General features: G+C 71.0%; 20 protein-coding genes. 11 read left to right on the top strand and 9 right to left on the bottom strand.

Annotated features, from left to right (window positions below; all coding sequences use genetic code 11):
- Positions 1 to 8: 8 nt before the first annotated feature.
- The gene (locus AB0E91_RS30810; protein ID WP_361788602.1) at positions 9 to 413 is read right to left on the bottom strand and encodes a MazG nucleotide pyrophosphohydrolase domain-containing protein; all 405 of its coding nucleotides are present in this window, start codon (positions 411 to 413) and stop codon (positions 9 to 11) included.
- A 134-nt stretch (positions 414 to 547) separates the two neighbouring features.
- Between AB0E91_RS30810 and AB0E91_RS30805 the strand changes: the two genes are divergently transcribed.
- A complete protein-coding gene (locus AB0E91_RS30805; RefSeq protein ID WP_361788600.1) occupies positions 548 to 1546 on the top strand; it encodes a TAXI family TRAP transporter solute-binding subunit in 999 nt (332 codons plus the stop codon).
- 69 nt (positions 1547 to 1615) lie between these two features.
- On the opposite strand, the gene AB0E91_RS30800 is transcribed toward AB0E91_RS30805, so the two are convergent.
- Together AB0E91_RS30800 and AB0E91_RS30795 are read right to left on the bottom strand one after the other, a co-directional pair.
- Positions 1616 to 3013 (bottom strand): HAMP domain-containing sensor histidine kinase, encoded by a 1398-nt coding sequence (locus AB0E91_RS30800; RefSeq protein WP_361788598.1) that lies wholly within the window; start codon positions 3011 to 3013, stop codon positions 1616 to 1618.
- Positions 3014 to 3022: 9 nt separating this feature from the next.
- Positions 3023 to 3712, bottom strand: coding sequence for a response regulator transcription factor (locus AB0E91_RS30795; protein WP_361117366.1), 690 nt, complete (start codon positions 3710 to 3712; stop codon positions 3023 to 3025).
- Positions 3713 to 4006: 294 nt separating this feature from the next.
- Between AB0E91_RS30795 and AB0E91_RS30790 the strand changes: the two genes are divergently transcribed.
- The 4 genes from AB0E91_RS30790 to AB0E91_RS30775 all read left to right on the top strand — a co-directional run bounded on the left by AB0E91_RS30790 (position 4007) and on the right by AB0E91_RS30775 (position 7578).
- Positions 4007 to 4783, top strand: a complete 777-nt coding sequence (locus tag AB0E91_RS30790; RefSeq protein WP_361117363.1) for an amino acid ABC transporter ATP-binding protein — start codon at positions 4007 to 4009, stop codon at positions 4781 to 4783.
- An 88-nt stretch (positions 4784 to 4871) separates the two neighbouring features.
- Complete coding sequence (locus AB0E91_RS30785; RefSeq protein ID WP_361788595.1) at positions 4872 to 5789, top strand: glutamate ABC transporter substrate-binding protein; 918 nt, start codon at positions 4872 to 4874, stop codon at positions 5787 to 5789.
- A 200-nt stretch (positions 5790 to 5989) separates the two neighbouring features.
- On the top strand, positions 5990 to 6637 hold the full coding sequence (locus AB0E91_RS30780; RefSeq protein ID WP_161179856.1) for an amino acid ABC transporter permease: 648 nt from the start codon (positions 5990 to 5992) through the stop codon (positions 6635 to 6637).
- On the top strand, positions 6634 to 7578 hold the full coding sequence (locus AB0E91_RS30775; protein WP_361788593.1) for an amino acid ABC transporter permease: 945 nt from the start codon (positions 6634 to 6636) through the stop codon (positions 7576 to 7578). The genes AB0E91_RS30780 and AB0E91_RS30775 overlap by 4 nt, the downstream gene beginning before the upstream one ends.
- 88 nt (positions 7579 to 7666) lie before the next feature.
- On the opposite strand, the gene AB0E91_RS30770 is transcribed toward AB0E91_RS30775, so the two are convergent.
- Together AB0E91_RS30770 and AB0E91_RS30765 are read right to left on the bottom strand one after the other, a co-directional pair.
- Positions 7667 to 8107, bottom strand: coding sequence for a hypothetical protein (locus AB0E91_RS30770; protein ID WP_361788591.1), 441 nt, complete (start codon positions 8105 to 8107; stop codon positions 7667 to 7669).
- 76 nt (positions 8108 to 8183) lie between these two features.
- Positions 8184 to 8651, bottom strand: a complete 468-nt coding sequence (locus AB0E91_RS30765) for a hypothetical protein (protein WP_361788589.1) — start codon at positions 8649 to 8651, stop codon at positions 8184 to 8186.
- A gap of 434 nt (positions 8652 to 9085) precedes the next feature.
- Here AB0E91_RS30765 and AB0E91_RS30760 point away from each other — a divergent pair, with 434 nt between their 5' ends.
- The 5 genes from AB0E91_RS30760 to AB0E91_RS30740 all read left to right on the top strand — a co-directional run bounded on the left by AB0E91_RS30760 (position 9086) and on the right by AB0E91_RS30740 (position 12694).
- The gene (locus tag AB0E91_RS30760; RefSeq protein WP_361788587.1) at positions 9086 to 9649 is read left to right on the top strand and encodes a response regulator transcription factor; all 564 of its coding nucleotides are present in this window, start codon (positions 9086 to 9088) and stop codon (positions 9647 to 9649) included.
- Positions 9650 to 9852: 203 nt separating this feature from the next.
- Positions 9853 to 11472: an FAD-dependent monooxygenase gene (locus AB0E91_RS30755; RefSeq protein ID WP_361788585.1), complete on the top strand. Its 1620-nt coding sequence runs from the start codon at positions 9853 to 9855 to the stop codon at positions 11470 to 11472.
- A gap of 12 nt (positions 11473 to 11484) precedes the next feature.
- Positions 11485 to 11655, top strand: a complete 171-nt coding sequence (locus AB0E91_RS30750; RefSeq protein ID WP_361788583.1) for a putative leader peptide — start codon at positions 11485 to 11487, stop codon at positions 11653 to 11655.
- A gap of 68 nt (positions 11656 to 11723) precedes the next feature.
- Entirely contained in the window at positions 11724 to 12266 is a 543-nt protein-coding gene (locus tag AB0E91_RS30745) for a cysteine dioxygenase (protein WP_361788581.1), read from the top strand.
- Positions 12263 to 12694 (top strand): rhodanese-like domain-containing protein, encoded by a 432-nt coding sequence (locus tag AB0E91_RS30740; protein WP_361788579.1) that lies wholly within the window; start codon positions 12263 to 12265, stop codon positions 12692 to 12694. Before AB0E91_RS30745 ends, AB0E91_RS30740 begins: the two co-directional genes overlap by 4 nt.
- Here the strand turns inward: AB0E91_RS30740 and recX are convergent.
- From recX to AB0E91_RS30720, 4 genes are all read right to left on the bottom strand, one after another.
- Positions 12688 to 13587 (bottom strand): recombination regulator RecX, encoded by a 900-nt coding sequence (recX, locus tag AB0E91_RS30735; protein ID WP_361788577.1) that lies wholly within the window; start codon positions 13585 to 13587, stop codon positions 12688 to 12690. The two genes, AB0E91_RS30740 and recX, sit on opposite strands and share 7 nt — an antisense overlap.
- Before the next feature lie 3 nt (positions 13588 to 13590).
- Positions 13591 to 14706: a recombinase RecA gene (gene recA, locus AB0E91_RS30730; protein WP_361788575.1), complete on the bottom strand. Its 1116-nt coding sequence runs from the start codon at positions 14704 to 14706 to the stop codon at positions 13591 to 13593.
- Between the two features lie 243 nt (positions 14707 to 14949).
- Positions 14950 to 15249 (bottom strand): hypothetical protein, encoded by a 300-nt coding sequence (locus tag AB0E91_RS30725; RefSeq protein ID WP_361788573.1) that lies wholly within the window; start codon positions 15247 to 15249, stop codon positions 14950 to 14952.
- Positions 15246 to 16037, bottom strand: coding sequence for a thioesterase family protein (locus tag AB0E91_RS30720; RefSeq protein WP_361788571.1), 792 nt, complete (start codon positions 16035 to 16037; stop codon positions 15246 to 15248). The genes AB0E91_RS30725 and AB0E91_RS30720 overlap by 4 nt, the downstream gene beginning before the upstream one ends.
- A 191-nt stretch (positions 16038 to 16228) precedes the next feature.
- Between AB0E91_RS30720 and AB0E91_RS30715 the strand changes: the two genes are divergently transcribed.
- On the top strand, positions 16229 to 17266 hold the full coding sequence (locus tag AB0E91_RS30715) for an aldehyde reductase (RefSeq protein WP_361788569.1): 1038 nt from the start codon (positions 16229 to 16231) through the stop codon (positions 17264 to 17266).
- The last annotated feature ends 87 nt before the right edge of the window (positions 17267 to 17353 follow it).

Below are 17353 nucleotides of genomic sequence, written 5' to 3'. Positions count from 1 at the left end.
GGCCCGGGTCAGGCGCTCCGGGTTGTCCAGCCCTGGCGGCGCAGCACCGCCGAGACGTCCGGGGCGCGGTAGTGGTCGCCCTTGAGGACCTTGCCGTCCTCGCGGCGGAGGATCTCGCCGCCGGGGCCGAGCTTGCTCATGTTGGCGCGGTGGATCTCGGCGATCACCTCGTCGAGGTCGATGCCGTGGACCAGTGCCGTGCCGTAGGCCACGTAGACCACGTCCGCCAGTTCCTGCGCGAGGTGGTCCAGGGGGCCCTCGACGGCGACCTCCGCGACCTCGGCGGCCTCCTCCGCGAGCAGTTCCCCGCGGTGCGCGGCCAGTTGCGGGGAGACCTCGGTGGGGGTCTCGCGGGCGTCGAGGCCGAAGGCGCGGTGGAACTCGCGGACGAGGCGGGCGGGAGAAGTGCTCATGCGGGCGACTCTAGCCGCCGCCACCGACAGCCCCCGAAGTTGTCCACAGGCCCTCGCGGCCGGTCCCGGGGAGTTGTCCACAGGTGCGCCGAAGGCTCTGGCAGGCCGCCGTCCGGGCTGGCAGGATCGCCCGCATGTCCACAACGTTCCCCGTGTCCGGCCGGCGGCCCGTCCTGTGGGGCACGGCCGTCGGGGTCGTGTTCCTCGGGCTCCTGGCGTGGTGGCTGCTGCCCCTGGGCGACACCCCGCCCACCGGCAAGGTCGTCTTCAGCACGGGCACCGCCCGGGGGGTGTACGAGGAGTACGGGGAGCAGCTGCGCAGCGCCCTGGCCAAGGACATGCCCGGGCTGGAGGTGGAGCTGAGGCCCAGCGCCGGTTCGCAGGAGAACGTCCGCCGGGTAGCGGACGGCGAGGCGGACTTCACCATCGCGGCGGCCGACGCGGTGCAGTCGTACGAGCTGAAGAACCCGGAGAAGGCGGACCGGCTGCGCGGGGTGGCCCGGCTCTACGACGACTACGTCCAGCTGGTCGTGGCGCGCGACTCCAGGATCACCAGCGTGGCGGACCTGCGGCACAAGCGGGTGGCCACCGGGCTCAAGGACTCCGGGGTCCAGCTGATAGCCGAACGGGTGCTGCGCTCCGCCGGCATCGACCCGCACAAGGACATCACCCCGATGTCGGTCGGGATAGACAACGGTCCGGATCTGCTGCGGAACGGCACGGTGGACGCCTTCTTCTGGTCGGGCGGTCTGCCGACGAAGGGACTGTCGGGGCTCGCGAAGACGTGGGCGTTCCGGTTCGTGCCCATCGACGGCAGGCTGGTCGGCAAGCTGCACAGCGAGGGGGAGGCGGCGCGCTACTACCGGACGACCAACATGCCGGAGTCGGCGTACCCCTCGGTGCAGCGGGGCGCCACGGTGGCCACGATCGCGGTGTCCAACCTGCTGGTGACCCGCAAGGACATGGACCCCCGGCTCACCGAGTGGGTGACCCGTACGGTCATCAAGAGCCGTGACCGCATCGGGGAGCGCGTGCACTCCGCCCAGCTCGTCGATCTGCGCACCGCCATCTACACCGACCCGCTGGCCCTGCACGAGGGGGCCAAGCGCTACTACCGGTCCGTCAAACCCTGACGAACCGGGGTGCGGGCCTGTGCGAGACGGCGGCGGCGCTCCGGCCGCTCAAGGACTCCGCGCCACAGCTCAGGGATTCCGCGCCACCGTGACCGTCACCCGCAGGCCGCCCGGCTCGTGGTGCCCGTAGCCGATGCCGCCGCCCGCCGCCGAGAGCAGGGCGCGGCTGATGGACAGGCCGAGGCCCGAGCCCTTGACGTTCTGGTGCCGGCCGCTGCGCCAGAAGCGGTCGCCCACGCGCGCCAGTTCGTCCTCGGTGAGGCCGGGCCCGGTGTCGGTGACGACGACGGTCGAGAAGTCGCCGCGCGAGGAGACGGTGACCCGTACCTCGCCTCCCTCGGGGGTGAACTTCACAGCGTTGTCGATCACCGCGTCCAGTGCGCTGGACAGGGCGATCGGGTCGGTCCAGGCGGTGGTGGGCGGGCAGTCGCCGGTCAGCCGGACCCCCTTGGCGCGGGCGGTCGGGGTCCACGCCTCGACCCGCTCGTCGGCGAGCGCGCCGATGTCGGTCAGCCGGAGGTCGGCGTCGGCGTGCTCGGCGAGCGCCAGGTCGAGCAGGTCGTCGAGGACCTGGGCGAGCCGCTTGCCCTCGGTGCGCACGGAGGCGATCTCCTCGTTGTCCTCGGGGAGTTCGAGGGCGAGGAGTTCGATGCGCAGCAGCAGGGCCGCGAGCGGGTTGCGCAGTTGGTGGGAGGCGTCGGCGACGAAGGCGCGCTGCTGCTCCAGGACGTCCTCGACGTTGTCCGCCATCTCGTTGAACGAGTGGGCCAGGCGCCGGAGTTCGGGCGGCCCTCCGGCGGCCGCGACGCGGGACTTCAGGCGTCCGGTGGCGATGTCGTGGGTGGTGGCGTCCAGGACCCGTACGGGCCGGAGCACCCAGCCGGTCAGGCGCAGCGCGGCCCCGACGGCGAGGAGCATCGCGGCGACCTCCCCGGCCCCGATGAGCAGCCAGCCGCGCAGGGTGCGCGCCCGCATCTGGTCGGTGGGCGAGTCGGTGACCACGACGGCCACGACGTCACCGTCCCGGATGACCGGTGAGGCCACGACCAGCCGGCTGTGCTGCCATGGCCACGCCTGACCGGGGTCGTGGCTGCGGCGGCTGAGCAGCGACTCGTCGAAGGCGGCGCCGAGCTCGCCCGCCCGCGGTATCCGCCAGTGGGCCGGGGCGCTGCCCATGGCCGTACGGCTGCGGTAGAAGACGCCGGCCCGGATGCCGTAGACGTCGTAGTAGCTGTCCAGTTCGCGCTGGAGCGTCTCCAGGCGCTCGTCGGGCACGGTGGCGCGGGCTCCCCGGGGCGCGTCGGTGACGAACTGGGCGAGCGCGGCGAAGCGCGCGGTGTCGTCGATGCGGTCGACGACCACCTTCTGCTGCTCGGCCGCGGCCAGGCTGACGGCGAGCGGCACCCCGAGGGAGAGCAGGACGGCCGCCATCAGGACGATGAGCAGCGGCAGCAGCCGGGTGCGCACCCCTGCCCGCTATCCGGCCGGGGCGACGAGCCGGTAGCCGACGCCGCGTACGGTCTCGATGAGCGCGGGCAGCCGGAGCTTGGAGCGCAGGGAGGCCACATGGACCTCCAGCGTGCGGCCGGTGCCTTCCCAACTGGTGCGCCAGACCTCGCTGATGATCTGCTCCCGCCGGAACACCACGCCGGGGCGCTGCGCGAGCAGGGCGAGCAGGTCGAACTCCTTGCGGGTGAGCTGGACGACCGCGCCGCCGACGCTGACCTGGCGGGTGGGCAGTTCGATGCGGACCGGACCAAGGAGCAGGGCGGCGCTCTCGGCGCCGGTCGCGGGTTCCTCCTGGACGGTGCGGCGGCTGACGGCGTGGATGCGGGCGAGCAGCTCGCCGGTGTCGTACGGCTTGACGACGTAGTCGTCGGCTCCGAGGTTGAGCCCGTGGATGCGGGAGCGCACGTCGGAGCGGGCGGTGACCATGATGACCGGGGTGGCGGTGAGCTTGCGGATCTTGCCGCAGACCTCGTATCCGTCCTGGTCGGGCAGGCCCAGGTCGAGCAGGACCACGCCGAAGCACTCGCTGTCGGGGACCAGCGCCTGCAGGGCCTCCTCGCCGCTGCGCGCGTGGGTGATGTGGAAGCCGTGCCGGGTGAGGACGGCGGACAAGGCTGCGGCGACGTGGTCGTCGTCCTCGACGAGCAGCAGTCTCATCCCGGCCCCCTCCGGTTCGTTGTGCGTACGGTCATGGGTCGCGTGCGGTTGTCACGCGGTGCACGCACGCGTGCACCATGGCAGTGATGCCGATGGATGAGGACGGCGTCAAGAGCGTTCGGGTTGCCCGCCACTTCCGTTATCCGGCCGATATTCACACTGAGGGCAAGTGCTACGACACGTGTCCGATTGCTATCGGATCGTGATGCTCAGATTCACCTCAGATGTGATGACGCTGGTCGCCGCGCCTCACTACTGTCCACCGGAAACCGAGTGGGACGGAGCCCGAGAGCGATGACCGAAGTATCGGTGGCCAAGGAGGACGCGGCCGCCAGTGACGAGCTGGTCGTCCTGAAGAGCGTCAACAAGCACTTCGGCGCGTTGCACGTGCTCCAGGACATCGACCTGACGATCGCCCGCGGCGAGGTCGTCGTGGTCATCGGGCCCTCCGGGTCCGGCAAGTCGACGCTGTGCCGCACCATCAACCGCCTGGAGACGACCGACTCCGGCACGATCACCATCGACGGCAAGCCGCTGCCCCAGGAGGGCAAGGCCCTCGCCCGGCTGCGGGCGGATGTCGGGATGGTGTTCCAGTCCTTCAACCTCTTCGCGCACAAGACCGTGCTCGAGAACGTGATGCTGGGACAGGTCAAGGTCCGCAAGGCGGACCGCAAGCAGGCCGAGGAGAAGGCCCGCGCCCTGCTCGACCGGGTCGGCGTGGGCACCCAGGCCGACAAGTACCCCGCGCAGCTGTCCGGCGGTCAGCAGCAGCGGGTCGCCATCGCCCGCGCCCTGGCGATGGACCCGAAGGTGATGCTCTTCGACGAGCCGACCTCGGCCCTGGACCCCGAGATGATCAACGAGGTCCTGGAGGTCATGCAGCAGCTGGCCCGCGAGGGCATGACGATGATCGTGGTCACCCACGAGATGGGTTTCGCGCGCTCGGCCGCGAACCGCGTGGTCTTCATGGCCGACGGCCGCATCGTCGAACAGGCGGAGCCGGAGCAGTTCTTCAGCCACCCCCGCAGCGATCGGGCCAAGGACTTCCTTTCGAAGATCCTTCACCACTGATTCCGCCGCCCGGGCCGCGCTTGCGCCTGCCCGTGCCCGCGTCTTCCAGCCGTGCAACGCAGACTCCGCCGATTCGAAGGATGTCCTCATGAAGCTCCGCAAGTCCGCCTCCGTGGCGGTCCTCGCCACCCTCGCACTGGCCATGACGGCCTGTGGCGGGAAGTCCGGCAACGCCGGTGACCAGCCGTCCGGAGGGGACAGCGGCAAGGCGGCCGCGAAGCTCCCGTCCTATGCCGTGGCCACGGGTGTGAAGATCGACTCGGCCACCCTCGAGCGGGCGCAGAAGGCCGGCAAGCTCGTCATCGGCGCCAAGAACGACCAGCCGTACCTCGGCTTCGAGGACACGACCGGCAAGCGGTCCGGCTTCGACATCGAGATCGCCAAGATGGTCGCCGCCGACCTCGGCTTCAAGCCCGAGCAGATCGAGTTCAAGACGGTGGACTCCAACGTCCGCGAGACGACCATCTCCAAGGGCGAGGTCGACCTCTACGTCGGCACCTACACGATCAACGACAAGCGCAAGAAGCAGGTCGGCTTCGCGGGCCCGTACTTCCTCGCCGGCGCGGACCTCCTGGTCCGCAACGGGGACAAGGCCATCACCGGCCCCGACTCGCTCAAGGGCAAGACGGTCTGCTCCATCAAGGGCTCCACTCCGCTCCAGGAGATCAAGAAGCCCAAGTACGGCGCGAAGACCGTGGAGCTGTCGAAGTACTCCGAGTGCGTGCAGCAGCTGCTCAACAACGAGGTCGACGCCGTCACCACCGACGACGCGATCCTCAAGGGCTACGCCGCGCAGCGTCCCGCCAAGCTCGAGGTGGTCGGCAAGCCGTTCACCAAGGAGCCGTACGGCGTGGGCATGAACAAGGACGACAAGGCCCTGCGCGACGCGGTGAACGACGCGCTGGAGAAGCACGAGAAGAACGGCGACTACCAGAAGGCGTACGACGCGACGCTCGGTCTGTCCGGCTCCGCGTACACGGCGCCTCCGGCCATCGAGCGCTACTGACGCACCGCTGAGACATCGCCGCATCGAAGCGCCGGGCAGGCAGTCGCCGACCCGGCGCTTCGAGTCCGCGAGGACGCGACGCCGACGGGTCCGTGCCGCCGACCCGCTCCCGCGCCCTCCCCGGCGCCCGCGGGCCCGGACCGGCGGTGCCGTCCCGGCCGCGGCCTTCCCTGCCCGTACACCGCCACGAGGACCTCCCCGTGAACATATTGGTCGACCATCTCGCGGATTTCCGCGAGGGGTTCATCGGCACTGTTCTGCTGACACTCGCCAGCGGACTCCTCGCGATGGTGCTGGGTGTCATCATCGCCGGTTTCCGCGTCTCTCCCGTTCCGCCCCTGCGCGTGTTCGGCACCGCATGGGTCACGCTCTTCCGCAACACTCCCCTGACGCTGCTCTTCCTCATCGCCTGGTTCGTCGTCCCGGTGGTGTTCGTACCGGGCATGAGCCCGTGGACCAAGGCGCTGCTCGCCCTCGGCTTCTACACGTCGGCCTTCGTGTGCGAAGCGGTGCGGTCGGGCATCAACACGGTGCCGCTGGGGCAGGCGGAGGCCGCCCGCTCGCTCGGCATGAGCTTCTCCCAGACCCTGCGGCTGATAGTCCTCCCGCAGGCCACCCGGACGGTGGTCGCCCCCCTGAGCTCGATCTTCATCGCGCTCACCAAGAACTCGGCGATCGCGGGCGCGTTCAGCGTGACCGAGATGTTCGGGGTGCAGAAGCTCCTCAGTGACCAGGGATACGCCATCACCTGGATCTTCCTGTGGGTGGCCCTGGGCTACCTCGTCATCACTTTCTCAATCAGCGGCCTGTTCCGGCTGCTGGAGAGGCGTCTGGGGGTCGCGCGATGAGTTCGAGCGTTCTGTTCGACACGCCCGGGCCCCGGGCCCGGGTCCGCAACCGTCTCTTCACGGTGCTGGGTTCGCTGGCGCTGGCGGGCCTGCTCGCCTTCGTCGTCTACCGACTCGACGCCAAGGGCCAGTTGGACCCGAACGTCTGGGACATCTTCAACAACGCGGGCGTCCGCACCAACATCCGCGACGGCATTCTGACCACGCTCAAGGTCTTCGCGGTGGCCGGTGCCCTGTCCCTGGTGCTGGGCCTGCTGCTCGCCGTGGCACGCGTGTCCGACCACCGGCCGGTCCGCTGGTTCGCCACCGGGTTCATCGAGCTGTTCCGCGCCGTCCCGCTCCTCATCACCATCTACGCCCTGTGGGTCGTCTTCCTCACCTACAAGACCGACCTCGGCGTGGTGGGCGACAACGCCGCGTTCTGGGGCCTGGTCGTCGGCCTGACCATCTACAACGGCAGTGTCCAGGCGGAGGTGTTCCGCGCGGGCATCAACGCCGTACCCCGGGGCCAGGTCGAGGCGGCGCACGCGCTCGGTCTCCGCAAGTACCAGGTGATGACGACGCTGCTGCTGCCGCAGGCGGTGCGCTCGATGCTGCCGACGATGATCAGCCAGCTCGTGGTCACGCTGAAGGACACCTCGCTCGGCTACATCATCACGTACACCGAACTCCTGTACGCCACCCGGATGATGGCCACCAACATCATCGTCAACGGCGAGAACCCGTTCACGGCGGTCACCATCGTGGCCGGCGCGATCTACATCACCATGTGTCTCGCGCTCTCCTCGCTGGCGACCTGGCTGGAGCGGCGCGGCCGCCGGGCGAAGACCGGTATCGCCGTGGCCGTGGCGGCGGGGGCCGGCGAACAGCCGGAGGTGCTCGGCGTCGCCGAGGACGGCGCGGTCGCGGCGGGCGGCGACGCCGGCCGGCCGCCGGCGTGACGCCGGGTCGTACGCTCCTGCAGTGAACCGCGCCGCCGGTGTCCCGCCCCGCGACGGGGACGGACGGGACACCGGCGGCGCGGTCGGCTCACTTGACGGGCTTGATGACGATGCTCCCCGAGACGTTCGTCGGGTCCCGGTGGATGGTCAGCGTGACCGAAGCCTTCATGTCACCCATGGGCGACAGCAGTACGGACTTCTTGCAGCCCTTGGCCGACTGCTTGTCCGTGTCGTACGTGGAGCCCCGCTTCACGGCGGCACGCGCCCACCAGTTGGCGCATCCGCTGTACGTGATGCGGATCGAGTGCTTGCGCAGGTTGGGCAGCGACGTGCTGCGGTACTGCTTGTCGACCCACTTGTACGAGCCGGGCAGCCCGCCGATGTGAATGGTTCCGGAACGCTTGCCGAGGTAGATCTCGGAGGGGCCGTCCGCGAAGGCGGAAGGTGCCGCGAGAGAAGACGCCAGGACGGCCGTGCCGATAAGCAGGGCGGCCCGACGCTTCGTCCGGATTTTCTCGTCACCGTGCATGAATGAACTCCTTCAGTGTTCCGCGCAGGGAAGATTCACGCTTGAGGGAAATTTGAGATTTGCGAGGGGGATCGCCTCAGGCCGGGTATCCGCCCCAGTTCCAGCGCCAGGTGTCCTTGAACGGAGTGCGCGAGCCGCCCTTGTAGACGATCACGCTCTCGGCGTAGAAAGTCTTGCACTTGTTCTTCGGCGGCAACGCCTTGATCACGGTGGACGTCGGCGCCTTCTTGCCGGCCACGCTCGCGCTGTAGACAAGCTTGGACTTCGGCTTGAAGCAGTAGATCTTCCCCGAGAGGCTGGCGACCTTCCGCCCCTTGGGGCAGCCGCGGGCCGTCTCGAACCACGCCTTGAGGTAGGTGCCGAACTGGTCGGAGTCGTACCACACCTTGAGAACCGGGTTGCCGCAGCTCACGGCCGCCACGGCCGTCCCGGAACCCGTCGCGGGCGCCGCCTCGGCCGGCGCGCCGACCGTCCCCGCGGCCAGGAGACAGGCCGCCGCGGCGGCACCCAGCACCGTTCCCCGGCGTATTCGATTGCCGTCCATGTCGCTCCTTTCTTTCGCCTCGCCCTTGCGATGGCTTGACGATCCTGCATTCCTGAGCGACAAAGAAAGTTCCCCCCACTCGGGGGGCCGTCGGGAAATACCCCGAAACCGGGGATTGACATTCACCGTTCGACCATCGGCACAACCGGCCGCAAAAAAATTCCGGGTCGGCTTGCGAAAGCAATTGCGCAGAGATAGGTGAATGTCGAAGGATGCTTGACGAACACGCGCGGCAATCAGAGGATCTCTCGTGCTGCTCGTCGTGACCGGACGAGAGGCGATGTCACGCGTGCCGTTGCACAGGCACAGAACCACACGGGGACCGAATGTTACGGGTGGGAATCATCGATGACAGATCGCTCTGCCGCGCCGGACTGCGCGAAATGCTCCAGGCCGTGGCCCGGGAAACCCGTCAGGGTCCACGGATCAGTGTCGTGGCCGAGGGGAAGCGCGCTCAGGCCGCCGCGCTGGTGAGGGCCACCCGGCCCGCTGTCCTCATCAGCGGCGACGCGTCGGGCAAGGACTCCCTCCCGCTCGTGGAGACCGTCAACGCGCTCCCCGGGGCACCTGCCGTCCTCGTCATCGCCGAACGCGTCACCCAACGGGACGCCGGCATCCTCCTCGTCAAAGGCGCGGCCGGGGTGCTGCTCCACCGCTCCGCGGTCCGCCACCTGGCCTGGGGGCTGACCGCCGTCTCCCAGGGGAGCCGCGCGCTCTCGCCGGAGATCGCCGACGCGCTTCTGCACGCTCGTCCGGCCGCGCTGCATTCCCGCCCCGGGGCCGAGGACCGCATCGCGGACCTGAGCGCGCGGGAGCGGGAGGTTCTGGCGCTCCTGAGCGAGGGGCTTCCCAACCGGGCCATCGCCCAGGCTCTCCACATCAGCCCGGAGACGGTGAAGGACCATGTGCGCGCCCTGTGCGCCAAACTGCGCGCCGCCAACCGGTTCCACGCCGCCCGCATCGCATGGCAGGCCGGCATCGTCCCCATGCCCGTCTGAGGGGGCGCCGGGCGGAGGGAGTGATGGGGCTGCCGCGCCTGGAGTCCACGAACGCTGAGGCGAAGTCAGCCGTGCCACCGTGGCTGTCACTTGACGCAAGCAGCCGCAGTAGGTTGCATACTTTCCGTGATCGTGCACCCTGCTCCACACTTGTGTTCACATGCGGCCATCAGGACACCATCGCGGGCAGGGGGCATCGCGTCGTGGACCCGGTGATCATCGTCGGAGCGGGGCCCGTGGGGCTCACGCTCGCCCTGGCGCTGGCCCGCCAGGAGGTGCCGTCCGTCGTCCTGGACGAGGGTCCGGGCAAGGACGAGCCCCGTCTCGCGCGCACCGTCGTCCTGCGCGAGGACACGGCCGCGCTGCTGGAGCGGCTGACCTCGGTGCCCGCCGACGTGCTCGGGGCCCGGTGGACCGGCTGGCGGTCGATGCGCCGTCGGCAGGTGGTGAGCGAGGCCGTCTTCGAGTGGGACGAACCCGCTCCGCTGCACATCGCCCAGCACGTCCTCACCGGCGCCCTGCGGGCCGCGGCCGCCGCCGAGCCGCTCGTCCGGGTGGCCGTGGACAGCCGCCTCGACTCCCTGGAGCAGGAGCGCTCCGGTGTCACCGCGCACACCCGTGGCCCCGACGGCACCTGGTGGCGCGGCAGTTACCTGGTCGGCTGCGACGGCCCCCGCTCCACGGTCCGCAAGCTCCAGGACATCCGCTTCCCCGGCCGTACGGCGGTGGAACGGCACGCCGTCGCCACCCTGCGCGTCGAACTCCCCTGGGAGGCAAGCGCGTTGCTGCACCGGACGCCGCCATGGCGGTCCTCCGGTCCCCCCTGCTCGGAGATCACGGCCCGCCCGCTGCCGGACAGCATGTGGCGCCTGGACTGGCTGCTCCCCCCGGGCAAGGAACTGGTCACGCCCGACCTGCTGGTGACCCGCGTCCGCGAGACCCTCGCGGGCTGGACCGGCGGTTCCACCCCGGCGTACGACCTCCTCGACACCGGCGTCCACACGGTGCACCACCGGCTGGCCCGACGGTGGCGCGCGGGCCGGGTCTTCCTCGCCGGGGACGCGGCCCATCTGCTCGGCGCGCTCGGCACCCAGGGCCTGGACGAGGGGCTGCGGGACGCCGCCAACCTCGCCTGGAAACTGGCCGCCGCCTGGCACCACGGCCCGCACGAGGCCCTGCTCGACAGCTACCAGACCGAACGGCGCGCGGTGGTCGCCGCCCGGCTGCGCGCCGCCGACCAACTGCTTCCGGTACTGCGCGGCGGGGGCGGGCTGCGCGCCTACGTACCCGGCGCGACCCGCGGCCAGGACGCGCTGCTGACCGACGGCCACCTGGGGAGGGGCGCACTCGGCGAGCCGGGGGCGTACACCGACTCGCCGCTCGCGCCCCGGTATCTGGAGGGCGAGATCCCGGTCGGCACCGAGCCCGGCGCTGCGGTCACCGATGTGCGGGTCACGGCGGAGGACGGGTCCTTCGTCCGGCTGCGCGACCGGCTCGGCCGGGGCGCGCTGCTGGTCGTCCTGATCGCTCCGGGCACGGGGGTGTGGGACCGCAAGCACTGGATGTCGGCCGGGGTGATGCCCCGGCTCGCGGCGGCCGTGACCGCGCTGCCGCACCGGGCCGAACTGCTCGTCGCCGAGGAGTACCCGGGCGCCCCCGCGCACAGCGTCCTGCTCGTCCGTCCGGACGGCCATCTGGTCACCGCCCTGAGCGGCGTCCGCCCGGCCGACCTGTACGCGGCGGCGGAGGCGACGCTCGGGGGCGCCGACCGGCCGACGGACGCGGTGAAGGAGGAGGCGCAGGCGGGTTCCGGCGCGCGCTGACGGTGCGCCGGAGTGCTCCGGCGTCACGTCCTTTCGCCCTGTCCACATGGTGACCATGGATTGATTCGGGGTGCGGCGCGTGCTGTACTCCGAATCGTGACCGACACCTGTGTGCGCCTGTGGCGGAGGGTCCATATGGACCTCGTCCGCTACGCGGGCTGCATGTGTCGTCCGTCCTGCTGAATTCGCATCCCCCTTTTTCCGGGCGCCGTCGTGCGCCCGTTCGGCGAACCCTTCTCAGGACGGTGCACGTGTCTGTCTCTCCCGTGTCCTCTTCCCCTCTCCCGTCCCCGACCGCTCCGGCTCCCACGCAGACGGAACTGCTCGACTTCGTGCGGCGTACGGCCGCCGACGCGGAACTGATCGCCTCGCTCCCGCTCGACCCCGAGGGCCGCACCTGGGTACGGCTGACGGGCCCCGGCGGCAGCGAGGCCTGGCTGATCGGCTGGCCGCCCGGCACCGGCACCGGCTGGCACGACCACGCCGACTCGGTGGGCGCCTTCCTCACCGCCTCGGGCGAGCTGAAGGAGAACGCGCTGGCCGCCCGGCTCCCCACCGACGGCTGGCGGACCCTCGAACTCGCCGACGGCGTCGACCGCGAACGCCGGCTGACGGCCGGACAGGGCCGCGCCTTCGGCCGCCACCATGTGCACGAGGTGCTCAACGACTCCCCCGACCGCCACGCCGTCTCCGTCCACGCCTACTACCCGCCGCTGCCGCGCATCCGCCGCTACAGTCGCACCGGCCAGGTACTGCGCCTGGAGCAGGTGGAACTCCCGGAGGACTGGCAGTGAGCGACAGCCGTCCCGGCCAGGGCGAACAGCCCCTCGGCATCGACGAGTTGCTGGAGCGGGTGCGCGACGGCTACCGGCGCGTGGAGGCCCGCGAGGCGTACGGGGCGGCGCGCGACGGTGACGGCCTGCTGGTCGACATCCGGTACGCGGCGCTGCGCGAGCGGGACGGACTGATCCCGGGCGCCCTCGTCATCGAACGCAACGAACTGGAATGGCGGCTCGACCCACAGGGCAGCCACCGCGTACCCGAGGCCACCGGGCACGACGTACGCGTCCTGGTCCTCTGCAACGAGGGCTACGCCTCCAGCCTGGCCGCCGTCTCCCTCCACCAGCTCGGACTGCACCGGGCGACGGACGTGGTGGGCGGCTTCCAGGCGTGGCGTGCGGCGGGGCTGCCGGTGGAACCGGTGAACGGCAGCCTTCAGTAGCCCCCGTCCTCCAGGAACTCCGTGTCCTCCCCCTCTTCCTCCAGCGCCTGGCGGACGACGCGGAGGGCCATGCCCTCGGGATAGCCCTTGCGGGCGAGCATCCCGGCCAGGCGGCGGAGCCGCTTGTCGCGGTCGAGGCCCCGGGTCGACCGCAGCTTGCGGTCCACCAGGTCGCGGGCGGTCGCCTCCTCCTGCTCGGAGTCGAGCTGCCCCACGGCCTCGTCGATCAGCGCCGAGTCGACGCCCTTGGTGCGCAGTTCACGGGCGAGTGCGCGGCGGGCGAGACCCCGGCCGTGATGCCGTGACTCCACCCAGGCGTCCGCGAAGGCGCTGTCATTGATCAGGCCGACCTCCTCGAACCGCGACAGCACCTCCTCGGCCACCTCGTCGGGAATCTCCCGCTTGCGCAGGGCGTCCGCGAGCTGCTTGCGGGTGCGCGGCGTACCGGTGAGCAGGCGCAGACAGATGTTCCGCGCCCGCTCGGCCGGGTCCGCCGACGCCGAGGACTCCCCCCGCTCGGCCCTCGACGAGGAAGGGGAGCCCTCGGTGTCACCGCCCCGATCCCCGAACCGGCGCCGTCGGCCACGCCGTCCGACGGGGCCGCGGCGGTCGTCGGTCGGTTCCGGGCCGTCCTGGCCGGGCCGGTCGTACGACGCGTCGCCGTACCCACCGCGCCCGTCGTACCCGTCGTCCCCATGGCCCCCGTGACCATGGGCCCCGTGCTCCCCGTACGCGTGGTCACCGGTCCGGTGACCACGGCCCCCGTACGCCTCGTCCCCGTACCCCAGGTCGTCACCGGCCGCGGCGGAGGCGGAGCCGCCCCCGATGCCCCTCCCCCGTGGGGCACCGGGAGAGGCGTACTCGTGCTCGGCCCAGTCGGTTCGGCGTGTCATGGGTCAGCTCTTGGCTGCGGCGGCCTTGGGCTTGGTGGCCTTGGCCGCCGGGGTCGCCTTGGTCTCGGCGGCCGCGGGGGTGACCGCCGCGTCCGCGCCGGGCTCGGCCGCGGGCTCCTGGGGACGGACGCCGACGCCCAGCTTCTCCTTGATCTTCTTCTCGATCTCGTTGGCCAGGTCGGGGTTGTCCTTGAGGAAGTTGCGCGCGTTCTCCTTGCCCTGGCCGAGCTGGTCGCCCTCGTACGTGTACCAGGCACCGGCCTTGCGCACGAAGCCGTGCTCCACGCCCATGTCGATCAGACCGCCCTCGCGGCTGATGCCCTGGCCGTAGAGGATGTCGAACTCGGCCTGCTTGAAGGGCGGCGCGACCTTGTTCTTGACGACCTTGCAGCGGGTGCGGTTGCCGACCGCCTCCGTGCCGTCCTTCAGGGTCTCGATGCGGCGGATGTCGATACGCACCGAGGCGTAGAACTTCAGCGCGCGGCCACCGGTCGTGGTCTCCGGCGAGCCGAACATGACGCCGATCTTCTCGCGGAGCTGGTTGATGAAGATCGCGGTGGTCTTGGACTGGTTGAGCGCGCTGGTGATCTTCCGGAGCGCCTGGCTCATCAGACGGGCCTGGAGACCGACGTGGCTGTCACCCATCTCGCCCTCGATCTCCGCGCGCGGGACGAGCGCGGCGACGGAGTCGATGACGATGAGGTCGAGGGCGCCGGAGCGGACCAGCATGTCCACGATCTCGAGCGCCTGCTCGCCGTTGTCGGGCTGGGAGAGGATCAGGTTGTCGATGTCGACGCCGAGCTTCTTCGCGTACTCGGGGTCGAGGGCGTGCTCCGCGTCCACGAAGGCGACCTGGCCGCCGGCCTTCTGGGCGTTGGCCACGGCGTGCAGGGTCAGGGTCGTCTTGCCGGAGGACTCGGGGCCGTAGATCTCCACGACACGGCCGCGCGGCAGGCCGCCGACACCGAGGGCGACGTCGAGAGCGGTCGACCCGGTGGGGATGACCTCGATGGGCTCCATCGACCGCTCGCCCATGCGCATGACAGCGCCCTTGCCGAATTGTCGTTCAATCTGTGCGAGCGCGGCGTCGAGCGCCTTCTCGCGGTCGGTTCCTGCCATGGGTTCCACCCGGTTTGCTTGAGTCGATCGCTTCACGTCAAAGACGCTAACGCCTGCCACTGACAATGCGCCCCGACGTCGGTCCGGCCTGTGGATAACTGGGGGACGTTTCTACCTGAACCACCACGAAACACCCGCCAGAAGCCTCGCCCGAGCTTCCATCAGAATGGATGTTCGATTTCCGTGTCAAGCGCCTCCCGGGCTGGGAGCCGTGCCGCCGAGCGGGGCCGGTGCGACCCCTCGCTAGACCCGGAAGCGCGCGGTCTCGCCGGAGACGCGGAGCAGGAAGTCCGTCACCGGAGCCCCGCCGTCCCCGGGGACCAGCACGAGCCCCGCCTCGTGGATCGCCTCCTCGGCGGCCAGGGCGGCGTCTTCGTCATCGCGCTCCCAGGCGTCCTCCGACGCCTCGAACAGCGGACGGACGGTTTCCCAGTCGGGACCGGGCTGGAAGCGGCAGTCGGTCCAGAACATGTCGACGTCTTCGAGCGTCAGCGTTCCGATGAGCGCGTCCCCCCGCTTGAGCCGCCAACTCCCAACCGTCACGACTTCCCCACCTGCCGGACCGTCAGCATCTGCTGCGCCTGGCCCACCGGGCCGTGGATGTCGTGCAGGACCGTGCTGGTGACGCCCTGGCCCGTGGGGCCGAAGATCACCGAGGTGTCGAGGCCCGTCCAGGGTCCCTCGGGGCGGCGGTGGAGGTGGAGCGTCAGGTCGACGTTGGGGAACATCCACTCGGTGGGCGGCTGACGAACGGCGACGCCGTTGGCGGTGTCCACGAGGGCGACGTAGGAGGCCAGAGGGCTCGCGGGCTGACCGGCGACGAGATCGAGCCCGCTCCTGATCCAGACGGTCGCGCGGCCGGGGCGCGGGGGCGCGACCGGGCGCACGTCCAGGGAGGCGATGTAGCCGCCCGGCCAGAGGGAGGCCATCGACCAGGGCGCGAGCGCGTCGGGCGGGGTGAGCGGTTCGGGCGCGCCCCCGGCCACCGCCGCCGTGTCACCGGCCGCCAGGAACCACACGCGGCCGCGCACGACGGGGCGCCCCGCGATCAGCACGACGGCCTCGACCAGTTCGATGGTGCGGCCCGGCCGGACGACCTCCACCCTGATCTCGCACTCGTCGAGGGCGAGGCGCCCGAGGATGTCGAAGCTGATCCTCGACGGCACCAGACCGCTGTCCGGCCGCCCGGCCAGGTGGCGGTCGATGGCGTGGACGACGAGACCGCCCAGCGGGCTGAAGTGCTGTTCGTCGGTGCTCCAGGCGCCACCGGCGTGCGGGGTGGGCTTGTAGCGGTGCTCGTCGATGGGCTCGTAGTAGCTGCCGGTGCTCACGAAGGCACTCACCTCTCGGCCGGGCGGATCGGGCAGGGCCAGCGTGCCAGTACGGGATCTTGAGGCAGCACGCGGGCCCACCCTCGACCACCCTCGACCGCGCCCGGCACCCAGCCCCCGGAGCCTGTCCCCGCCAGTACTGGTATCCACGGGATCTGGAGCCCACGGCCGACCCCCGCGACCCTGAAGCCATGGCACACGTACTCGTCACCGGCGGCACCGGATTCCTCGGTGCCCACACGATCGCCCGGCTCCTGACGGCCGGGCACACCGTCACCACCACGGTCCGTTCCCCGGACCGGGAGGCCGAGGTCGGCCGGATGCTCGCCGCCGCCGGGGCGCCGGGGCGGGACGGTGTGCGGTGCGTGGTGGCGGACCTCGGCTCGGACGAGGGCTGGGACCGGGCCGTGGCGGGCGCCGAACACGTACTGCACCTGGCGTCGCCCTTCCCCGCGGCCCAGCCGCGCGACGAGGACAAGGTGATCGTCCCGGCCCGCGACGGAGCGCTGCGCGTGCTGCGCGCCGCACGCGACGCCGGTGTCCGGCGTACCGTGCTGACCTCGTCGTTCGCGGCGGTGGGTTACGGACACGGCCGTACCGCGCGCGTGTTCACCGAGGACGACTGGACGGACCCCGCCGGCGCGGACGTGACCCCGTACGTCAAGTCCAAGACGATCGCGGAACGGGCCGCCTGGGACTTCGTCGACAGTGCGGGCGGCGGACTCGAGCTGACCGTGATCAACCCGGTGGGGATCTTCGGGCCGGTGCTGGGGCCGGACTACGCCGCCTCCATCCGGATCGTCCACGCCATGCTGACCGGACACATGCGCGTGGCGCCGCCCCTGTGGACCAACACGGTCGACGTGCGGGACGTGGCCGATCTCCATGTGCGCGCCATGACGGCCCCGAAGGCCGCGGGGCAGCGCTATCTCGCGCTCGCGGGCGATCCGGTCTCGTTCCACGGGATGGCCGCCGCGCTGCGTGCCGGACTCGGCCGGGCCGCCGACCGCGCTCCCACCGCCACCGCCCCGGCGTGGCTGCTGCGGCTGCTCGCCACGGTCCGCCCGGCGCTGCGCGAGACGGTGCCGCAACTGGGCGTAGTACGCCGGGCCTCCAACGCCAGGGCCCGCGAGGAGCTGGGCTGGTCCCCGCGCTCGAACGAGGAGGCCGTCGTGGCCACCGGCGAGAGCCTGGTCCGCCTCGGTCTGCTGAACGGCCGGAGCGGCTAGGGCCTGTCTTTCGGATCAGGCCGCTCCAGCCGAGCGAGCTTTTCGGCCGACCCGAGCGGGGGCTGGTGCGTGCAGCTGCAAGGCGGA

Source organism: Streptomyces sp. NPDC026659 (assembly GCF_040638245.1).
Classification (GTDB): Bacteria; Actinomycetota; Actinomycetes; order Streptomycetales; family Streptomycetaceae; genus Streptomyces.
The sequence above is the reverse complement of the archived record's forward strand: the minus strand, read 5'-3'. Positions and strand labels throughout refer to the sequence as shown.

Excerpts from the sequence above, each read along its gene's own strand:
- AB0E91_RS30770 (WP_361788591.1), bottom strand. The coding sequence starts at position 8,107 with ATGCACGGTGACGAGAAAATCCGGACGAAGCGTCGGGCCGCCCTGCTT.
- recX (WP_361788577.1), bottom strand. The coding sequence starts at position 13,587 with ATGACACGCCGAACCGACTGGGCCGAGCACGAGTACGCCTCTCCCGGT.
- AB0E91_RS30790 (WP_361117363.1), top strand. The coding sequence starts at position 4,007 with ATGACCGAAGTATCGGTGGCCAAGGAGGACGCGGCCGCCAGTGACGAG.
- AB0E91_RS30775 (WP_361788593.1), top strand. The coding sequence starts at position 6,634 with ATGAGTTCGAGCGTTCTGTTCGACACGCCCGGGCCCCGGGCCCGGGTC.
- recA (WP_361788575.1), bottom strand. The coding sequence starts at position 14,706 with ATGGCAGGAACCGACCGCGAGAAGGCGCTCGACGCCGCGCTCGCACAG.
- AB0E91_RS30785 (WP_361788595.1), top strand. The coding sequence starts at position 4,872 with ATGAAGCTCCGCAAGTCCGCCTCCGTGGCGGTCCTCGCCACCCTCGCA.
- AB0E91_RS30810 (WP_361788602.1), bottom strand. The coding sequence starts at position 413 with ATGAGCACTTCTCCCGCCCGCCTCGTCCGCGAGTTCCACCGCGCCTTC.
- AB0E91_RS30795 (WP_361117366.1), bottom strand. The coding sequence starts at position 3,712 with ATGAGACTGCTGCTCGTCGAGGACGACGACCACGTCGCCGCAGCCTTG.
- AB0E91_RS30715 (WP_361788569.1), top strand. The coding sequence starts at position 16,229 with ATGGCACACGTACTCGTCACCGGCGGCACCGGATTCCTCGGTGCCCAC.
- AB0E91_RS30805 (WP_361788600.1), top strand. The coding sequence starts at position 548 with ATGTCCACAACGTTCCCCGTGTCCGGCCGGCGGCCCGTCCTGTGGGGC.
- AB0E91_RS30765 (WP_361788589.1), bottom strand. The coding sequence starts at position 8,651 with ATGGACGGCAATCGAATACGCCGGGGAACGGTGCTGGGTGCCGCCGCG.